We start from the raw sequence: 8,472 nt of genomic DNA, 5'->3' as shown, positions 1-8,472 counted from the left end.
GGATCGAGGGAGCCCTCGGCCACGACGTGGTCCACGGCCTCGACATCTCGGTCGCCCTCGGCCTGGAGCGCAGGGTTCCGCCGGCCCGTATCGACGTCCTTCTTAAGAAGGTCACGCCCAAGAGCACCAAGTTCTTCGGGGCGGACGTCGGCGGCGTCGAGCTGCGCGCCGACGATCTCGACTGGAGTTACGGCAGCGGCACTGTCCTGCGCGGCTCCGCGCAGGACCTTCTCCTCGTCCTGTACGGCAGGAAGCTCCCCGCGGGCCGCCTCCGGGGGGAGCCGCAGCACCGGTTCGCCCAGCAGGCTGCCTAGTCGGTGTACTTGGTGAGCCGGGTGATGCCGGCGATCCGGTACGCCGCCTCCTCCTCCAGGGTCTCGTTCTCCAGGAGCGCCGCCGCCAGGGCGTCCAGCTGGTCCCGGTGCTCCCTCAGCTGGCGGCACGCGCTCTCGTAGCAGGCGTCGACGATCCGCCGCATCTCGTGGTCGATCGTGTCGAGGGTGACCGGGGCGGCCGAGAGACCGTAGGCCTGCTGGGCGTCGCCCGGCAGCGCCGAGAGCCGGCCCACGCGCTCGCTCATGCCCCAGCGGCCGACCATGCCGCGGGCGATGTTGGTGACCTGTTCGAGGTCGTTCTCGGCACCCGTGGTGATGGCGTCGAAGACGACGTGTTCGGCCGCCATGCCGCCCAGGGCCCCGACGATCCGGCCGCGCAGATACTCCTCCGTGTACGCGTACTTGTCGGAGTCCGGCGTCGAGAGCGTGACGCCCAGGGCGCGTCCCCGCGGCACGATGGTGATCTTGCGGACCGGGTCGGCGCCGGGCTGGAGCATGCCGAGCAGGGCGTGCCCGCTCTCGTGGTACGCCGTGCGCCGCCGCTCCTCGTCGGGCATGACCAGCGGTCGCTCGGCGCCCAGCTGGACCTTTTCGAGGGCTTCGGAGAGGTCGGTCTGCGTGACCAGCTTCTGCTTGCGCTTGACCGCGAGCAGGGCGGCTTCGTTGGCGAGGTTGGCGAGTTCCGCGCCGGTCATCCCCGGTGTCGTACGGGCCACCTGGGCGAGGTCGACGTCGCCCGCCATCGGGATCTCCCGGGTGTGGATCTTGAGGATGGCCTCGCGTCCGCCGCGGTCGGGCGGGCTGACGGTGACGACCCGGTCGAAGCGGCCGGGGCGGGTCAGGGCGGGGTCGAGGATGTCGGCGCGGTTGGTGGCCGCGAGGACGATGACGCCCTCGGAGCCCGAGAAACCGTCCATCTCGGTGAGGATCTGGTTCAGCGTCTGTTCGCGCTCGTCGTGGCCGCCCATCCCGCTGCCGCCGCCGCGCGCCCGTCCGATGGTGTCGATCTCGTCGATGAAGATGATGGACGGCGCGACCTTCCTGGCCTCGGCGAAGAGTTCCCGTACGCGCGAGGCGCCGACGCCGACGATCATCTCGATGAACTCAGAGGCGGACGCCGAGAAGAAGGGCACCCCCGCCTCACCGGCAACGGCCCGCGCGAGCAGCGTCTTGCCGGTGCCGGGCAGGCCGGCGAGCAGCACGCCCCGCGGCATCTTGGCGCCCATCTCGCGGTAGGCGCCGGGGTTCTTCAGGAAGTCGACGACATCGCTGAGCTCGCCTTCCACCTCGTCGATGCCCGCCACGTCGTCGAAGGTGGTGCGCTGCTCGCCGGGTTCGAGCTCCACCGGCTTGGGCGGCGCCTTGCGGCCCAGCATGCCGCCCGCGCCGCCGCCCATGCCCGAGCTCATCCGCCGGGCGATGAAGATCCACAGGAAGACCAGGAGCAGCATCGGGGCCAGCGAGATGAGCAGGTTGGAGAGGAAGCTGCGCTCCTGGACGACCGGCTCGGCGGTGACGGTGACGTCGTGCTTGGTGAGGTCGTCCCAGAGTTTGTCGTCGGCGAAGGCGGGGCGCTGGGTGGTGAACTTGGTGTACTTCCCCTTCGCGTCGCCCGGCTTCTCCTGCTCCTTCTTGAGCTGTCCCTGGATCGCGTCGCCCTTGGAGTAGATCTTCGTGACGTTCCCGGAGTCGACCTGCTTGCTGAACTCCGTGTACGAGATCGTCGGCTCGTCGCCCTCGTTGAAGAAGGAGAGAACGAGGTTGGCGATGAGATAGACGATGAGCGCGGTGAGGATGAGCCCGCCCCACCCGCCCGGCATCTTCTTCTTGGGCGGCGGCGCGGGCGGGGGCGGGGGCGCGCCCTCGGAGCGCCATGGCTTGTCGGTCGCCCGGCGCGGCGGCACAGGGTTGCTCATACGGGGACGTTACGACACAAACAGGGGCCGGGCACCTGCTCGTATCCGCTCCAGGAACACGGCGAAACGCCCGCAAACATCCCAAAACGCCTGAGGCGCCCCTCCCGGCAGAGCAGAGGGGCGCCTCAGGCGGCGTACGACGGAAAGACGTCAGCCCATGAACTTCTTGAACTCGTCCGGCAGCTCGAAGTTCTGCCCCTGCTGTCCGGCGGGCAGGCCGAAGGCGCCGCCTTCCTGACCGGCCTGCTCGCGGCGGGCGGCGGCCTCCTGCTCCTCCTGCTTGCGCTTCATCGGGTTGCCCGACTTGCGCTTGCCCTTGGCCTGCTTCTGCTTCTTCTTCTGCTTGCCGGGGCCGCCACCCATGCCCGGCATCCCCGGCATGCCCGGCATTCCGCCGCCCTGGGCCATCCGCGACATCATCTTGCGGGCCTCGAAGAAGCGCTCGACCAGGTTCTTGACGGCGCTGACCTCGACGCCGGAGCCCTTGGCGATACGGGCGCGGCGCGAGCCGTTGATGATCGCCGCGTCCGCACGCTCGGCGGGCGTCATCGACTTGATGATGGCGGCGGTGCGGTCGACGTCCCGCTCGTCGAGGTTGTTGATCTGGTCCTTGATCTGCCCCATGCCGGGCATCATGCCGAGCAGCTTGCTGATGCTGCCCATCTTCCTGACCTGCTCCATCTGGGCCAGGAAGTCGTCGAGCGTGAAGTCCTTGCCGCCCTTGCTGCCCTGCAGCTTGGCGGCCATCTTCTCGGCCTCTTGCTGGGAGAAGGTCTGCTCGGCCTTCTCGATCAGCGTGAGCATGTCGCCCATGCCCAGGATGCGGGACGCCATGCGGTCCGGGTGGAACGCGTCGAAGTCGTCCAGCTTCTCGCCGTTCGAGGCGAACATGATCTGGCGGCCGGTCACCTGCGCGATCGACAGGGCGGCACCACCGCGGGCGTCACCGTCGAGCTTCGACAGGACGACGCCGTCGAAGCCGACGCCGTCGCGGAAGGACTCCGCGGTGTTGACGGCGTCCTGACCGATCATGGCGTCGACGACGAAGAGGACCTCGTCCGGGCTGACGGCGTCGCGGATGTCCGCGGCCTGCTGCATCAGCTCCTGGTCGATGCCGAGACGACCGGCGGTGTCGACGATGACGACGTCGTACTGCTTGGTCTTGGCGAACTCGATCGAGTCCTTGGCGACCGCGACGGGGTCACCGACTCCGTTGCCCGGCTGGGGGGCGTAGACGCCGACGCCCGCGCGCTCGGCGACCACGGAGAGCTGGTTCACGGCGTTGGGGCGCTGAAGGTCGCACGCCACCAGGAGCGGCGAGTGGCCCTGTCCCTTGAGCCAGAGGCCGAGCTTTCCGGCGAGGGTGGTCTTACCGGCACCCTGCAGACCGGCGAGCATGATGACGGTCGGCGGGTTCTTGGCGAACCGCAGACGTCGCGTCTCGCCGCCGAGGATGCCGATGAGCTCCTCGTTGACGATCTTGATGACCTGCTGGGCGGGGTTCAGGGCCTGCGAGACCTCGGCCCCGGCGGCGCGCTCCTTGACCTGCTTGATGAAGGCCCGGACGACGGGCAGGGCGACGTCCGCCTCGAGCAGGGCGATGCGGATCTCGCGCGCCGTGGCGTCGATGTCCGCCTCGGACAGGCGGCCCTTGCCCCGGAGGTTCTTGAATGTCGCTGCGAGGCGGTCGGAGAGAGTGTCGAACACGGCGGTCGCGAATCCTCGGGTCGAAGGGGGCGCCCCCCGCTCGCGCGAAGCTGAGCGTGGGGGAGGGCGGATAGGTCGCCCTCCAGGGTATCTGCACCACTGCGGGTGTGGGTCCGCAGTATCCGGGCGGAGCCCCGCACCCCGACGCACGTGGTCACCTACCCCCGCAGCGCCCCCTCCACCGCCCGGGCCACCCCCGCGGCCCGCTCCCCCGTCAGCGGCCCCGCCCCCGCTTCCGGCTCCGTCACGTAGAACGCGTCCACCGCGTTCGCACCCAGCGTGGAGACATGCGCACTGCGCACCACCACTCCCGCCGACTCCAACGCCCGCCCGATGCGGTGCAGCAGGCCCGGAGCGTCCTGGGCCCGCACCTCGATCACCGTCGCGACGCGGGAGCCGGCCGGAGCCACCGTCACCCGGGGCGGCGGGGCCACCGTGCCCCGGCGGCGGGGATACGCCGCGTCCCGTTCCGCGAGGCGCGCCGCGATGTCCAGCGAGCCGTCGAGGGCCCGCACCAGATCCGCCCGCAGCCGGGCGGCCTGCGGCAGCGAGCCGTACTCCGCCGCCACCCGCCAGTTGAGGAGCAGCACCGGGTCCTCGAGGCCGGACGGAAGGCCGACCCCCCGCAGCTCCGCGGTGCGCACCGCGAGCCGGTGCATGGCGAGCACCCCCGCGACGGCGGGCAGCACGCCGGGCTGGTCCGGCACCGCGATGACCAGCTCCACGCCCAGCGGCTCGGGGTCCCCGGCCGCCCCCTCCTCGGAGCCCGCTGCCCCTTCCGTCTGCGCGCGCAGGGAAAGCACAGGACCGCCCGTACGGAACGCCTCCACGGCGAGCCGCTCCTGCTCGGCGGTGGGAGCGACGTCCTCCGCCCCCTCCGGCTCGTCCCCCGAGAGCACCGCCCCCACCCGCTTCACCAGGTCGGCGACGAGCGATCCACGCCAGGCGGACCAGGCCGCGGGACCGGTGGCAAGGGCGTCCGCCTCCGTCAGCGCGTGCAGCAGCTCAAGGGTCCCCGTGGTCTTCACCGCTTCGGCGACGGACTTCACCGTGGCCGGGTCGTCGAGGTCCCGCCGCGTGGCCGTCTCGATCAGGAGCAGGTGATGGCGCACCAGGGTCGCGAGCACCGCCACGTCCGCCCGGTCGAAGCCGATCCTGGCGGCGACGTCACGGGCGATGATCTCCCCGGCCTCGGAGTGGTCCCCCGGCCAGCCCTTGCCGATGTCGTGCAGCAGCCCTGCCACGAGCAGCAGGTCGGGCCGCCCCACACGCCGGGTCAGCTCCGAGGCCTGCACCGCCGTCTCCACCAGATGCCGGTCGACCGTCCACGTGTGCACGGCGTTGCGCTGCGGCCTGCACCGCACCCGCTCCCAGTCGGGCAGCAGCCGGGTGATCAGCCCCTCGGCCTCAAGGGCCTCCCACACCTCCACGGTCGGCCGCCCCGCACCGAGCAGCGTCACCAGCTGTTCCCTGGCCTCCGCGGGCCACGGCGTGGGCAGCGGACGCACCGCTGCCGCCATCCTGCGCACCGCGTGCAGCGAGAGCGGGAGGCCGGCCTGGGCCGCGGCGGCAGCGGCCCGCAGCGGCAGCACCGGATCGCGCTCGGGCCTGGCCGCCCTGGCGAGGACCACCTCACCGTCCTGCTCCACCACGCCCTCGGCCAGCGGCGACCGCTCGGCCGCCGCCCCCTTGCCGCCGCCCAGCATGGCCTTCAGGCGCGGCCGCACGGAGCGGGACCGCAGCACCCGGTTCACCTCGCGCCACGTCACGTCACTCGCGTACGAGACGGTGCGCGCGGCCTCGTACACCTGGCGCAGCAAGGTGTCCGCGTCCAGGAGCCCCAGCTCGGCGGCGACCTGGTCCTGCTCCTGGAGGGCGAGCCGGTCCGTGGCCCGTCCCGTGGCCAGATGCAGCGCGTCCCGCACGTCCAGGAGCCGCCGCCGGGCATCGGCGAGCCCCTCACGCGGCGCGTCCGCGAGCCACGACGCGGCGACGGCCCGCAGCGCGGTCGCGTCCCTGAGCCCGCCGCGGGCCTCCTTCAGGTCCGGCTCCAGGAGGTAGCTCAACTCCCCCTGCCGCTCGGCCCGTTCCTCGCACAGCTCGCGCAGCTCCGGCAGCCGCTTCGGCGCGAGGTTGCGCCAGTCGGCGAGCACCGCGGTGCGCAGCCCGGCGGTCAGACCGAGGTCGCCCGCCACGTGCCGGGCGTCGAGGAGCCCCAGCTGCACCTTCAGGTCGTCGCCCGCGGTCTTGCGCGCCTCGGCCGGTGTCCGCACGGAGTGATCGAGCGCGAGCCCGAGGTCCCAGATGGGGTACCAGACGCGGTCCGCGAGGGCCGCCACCTCCCCCGCGTCCGCGCTGCCGTCGTGCAGCAACAGCAGATCGAGGTCGCTGCGCGGTGACAGCTCACCCCTGCCGTAGCCGCCCACGGCCACCAGCGAGGCCCCGCGCGGCACCCCGGCGCCCGCGCCCGTGAAGAGCCCGGTCAGCCAGTCGTCCGTCAGATCGGCGAGGGCCGAACGGCGCGGCGGCCCGGACTGCGCCTCCCCCTGGAGGAGGCGCAGCCGGGCCGCCGCATAGCCGCTGGGTCCGGAGTCTTCCGAGTCCGATTCAGTACGTACGTCCACACTCGTCACCCAGCAGCTCCTGTCAGTCCCGCTCAGTTCCGCTCTGTTCCGGTCAGTCCACCCCGGCCCGCGTCACAGCGCATCGGGGCCGCGCTCCCCGGTCCGTACCCGGATCGCCGTGTCGACCGGGACGCTCCAGACCTTGCCGTCCCCGATCTTGCCGGTCCGGGCGGCCTTCACCACGACATCCACGAGCTGTTCGGCGTCGTCGTCCTCGACGAGGACCTCGATACGGATCTTCGGCACGAGATCGACGGTGTACTCGGCGCCGCGGTAGACCTCGGTGTGTCCGCGCTGACGGCCGTAGCCGCTGGCCTCCGTGACGGTCAGGCCCTGGACGCCGAAGGCCTGGAGGGCCTCCTTGATCTCGTCGAGGCGGTGCGGCTTGACGACCGCGGTGATGAGCTTCATGCGTCCACCTTCTTGTTCTTGCCGGTGTCCTTGTTCTTGCCGGCCTCCTGGACCGGGCCCGGCACGGCGGCGGTGCGGGGCGCGGTGCCGCCGCCCGCTCCGCTGAAGTCGTACGCGGTCTCGGCGTGCTGCACCTGGTCGATGCCCGCGACCTCTTCGTCCTCGCTGACCCGCATCCCGATGGTCTTGTCGACCAGGAGGGCCAGGACCGCGGAGGCGATCAGGGAGTAGGCGAGGACAGCGCCGACACCGGCGGCCTGCTTGCCCAGCTGTTCGAGGCCGCCGCCGTAGAAGAGGCCCTTCGCGTCGGACTGGACGCCACCGGTGGCGAAGAAGCCGACGAGCAGCGAGCCCACGACACCGCCGACGAGGTGGACACCGACGACGTCGAGGGAGTCGTCGTAGCCGAACTTGAACTTGAGGCCGACGGCCATGGCGCACAGCAGACCGGCGATGGCACCGACGGCGATCGCGCCGAGCGGCGAGACGGCGCCGCCGGACGGGGTGATGGCGACGAGACCGGCGACGGCACCGGAGGCGGCGCCGAGCGTGGTGATCGCGCCGTGCCGGATCTTCTCGTAGGCGAGCCAGGCCAGCATGGCGGCGGCGGTGGCGACCTGCGTGTTCAGGAACATCATCGCGCCGACGCCGTCTTCGTTGCCCAGCCACGATCCGGCGTTGAAGCCGAACCAGCCGAACCACAGGAGTGCGGCGCCGAGCATGACGAGCGGCAGGCTGTGCGGCCGCATCGGGTCCTTCTTGAAGCCGACGCGCTTGCCGATGACCAGGATCACGCCGAGCGCGGCGGCACCGGCGTTGATGTGCACGGCCGTACCGCCGGCGAAGTCGATGACGCCGAGTTCGAAGGCCCAGCCGCCCGTGCCCCACACCCAGTGCGCGACGGGGAAGTAGACGACGGTGGCCCAGAGCGCGACGAACAGCGCCCAGGCGGTGAACTTCACGCGGTCGGCGAGCGCACCGCTGATCAGTGCGGGCGTGATGATCGCGAACATCAGCTGGAAGACCGCGAAGACATAGACCGGGATGGTGTAGCCGTCCCACAGCTCCGTGAGCCCTATGCCGCTGAGGCCCACGTAGTCGGACGACCAGCCGAAGAGGCTGCCGTGGTCGGTGCCGAACGCGATGGAGAAGCCGTACAGCACCCAGAGGATGGTGACGATCCCCAGACTGATGAAGCTCATCATCAGCATGTTCAGCGTGCTCTTGACGCGGACCATGCCTCCGTAGAAGAAGGCCAGTCCCGGTGTCATGAGCATCACCAGGGCGGAACAGATGAGCATGAACCCAGTGTTGGCGGCAGACAGCTGCGGGGCGTCTGCGGCGATCGTGATGCCTGGGGGCATCGGCGTCTCCTCGTCGTCGTATGCGGCCCGTGCGGGCGGGGCTGGGTCTGCCGTCACACCCCCGTCGTCCGCCCGGAGGGCGGGCCGCGCGGCGTCAGGTGCGTGCTCTCGGCGC

Annotated in this window: 5 protein-coding genes and 1 pseudogene; 1 reads left to right on the top strand and 5 read right to left on the bottom strand. The window is 71.3% G+C overall.

The features are described from left to right. Positions 1–314 (top strand): annotated as a pseudogene (locus tag ACQKIP_RS32455) (maleylpyruvate isomerase family mycothiol-dependent enzyme); the annotation flags it as partial. On the opposite strand, the gene ftsH reads toward ACQKIP_RS32455, so the two are convergent. The 5 genes from ftsH to ACQKIP_RS32430 all read right to left on the bottom strand — a co-directional run bounded on the left by ftsH (position 311) and on the right by ACQKIP_RS32430 (position 8,357). After that, complete coding sequence (gene ftsH / locus ACQKIP_RS32450; protein WP_365864759.1) at positions 311–2,251, bottom strand: ATP-dependent zinc metalloprotease FtsH; 1,941 nt, start codon at positions 2,249–2,251, stop codon at positions 311–313. The pseudogene ACQKIP_RS32455 and the gene ftsH sit on opposite strands and share 4 nt — an antisense overlap. A gap of 150 nt (positions 2,252–2,401) precedes the next feature. After that, positions 2,402–3,958, bottom strand: coding sequence for a signal recognition particle protein (ffh, locus tag ACQKIP_RS32445; RefSeq protein ID WP_365864761.1), 1,557 nt, complete (start codon positions 3,956–3,958; stop codon positions 2,402–2,404). A gap of 158 nt (positions 3,959–4,116) precedes the next feature. Beyond that, a complete protein-coding gene (locus tag ACQKIP_RS32440; RefSeq protein ID WP_365864763.1) occupies positions 4,117–6,591 on the bottom strand; it encodes a [protein-PII] uridylyltransferase in 2,475 nt (824 codons plus the stop codon). Between the two features lie 63 nt (positions 6,592–6,654). Next, the gene (locus ACQKIP_RS32435) at positions 6,655–6,993 is read right to left on the bottom strand and encodes a P-II family nitrogen regulator (RefSeq protein WP_365864765.1); all 339 of its coding nucleotides are present in this window, start codon (positions 6,991–6,993) and stop codon (positions 6,655–6,657) included. Then, positions 6,990–8,357, bottom strand: coding sequence for an ammonium transporter (locus ACQKIP_RS32430; protein ID WP_365864767.1), 1,368 nt, complete (start codon positions 8,355–8,357; stop codon positions 6,990–6,992). The genes ACQKIP_RS32435 and ACQKIP_RS32430 overlap by 4 nt, the downstream gene beginning before the upstream one ends. Positions 8,358–8,472 lie beyond the last annotated feature (115 nt).

It is taken from the genome of Streptomyces sp. NPDC059900 (assembly GCF_050270335.1).
In the GTDB taxonomy this organism is placed as follows: Bacteria; Actinomycetota; Actinomycetes; order Streptomycetales; family Streptomycetaceae; genus Streptomyces.
This window is presented reverse-complemented; position numbering and strand designations above follow the sequence as displayed.

Bases quoted from the DNA above. Each gene is read 5' to 3' on its own strand.
- ftsH (WP_365864759.1), bottom strand. From the start codon at position 2,251: ATGAGCAACCCTGTGCCGCCGCGCCGGGCGACCGACAAGCCATGGCGC.
- ACQKIP_RS32435 (WP_365864765.1), bottom strand. From the start codon at position 6,993: ATGAAGCTCATCACCGCGGTCGTCAAGCCGCACCGCCTCGACGAGATC.
- ACQKIP_RS32430 (WP_365864767.1), bottom strand. From the start codon at position 8,357: ATGCCCCCAGGCATCACGATCGCCGCAGACGCCCCGCAGCTGTCTGCC.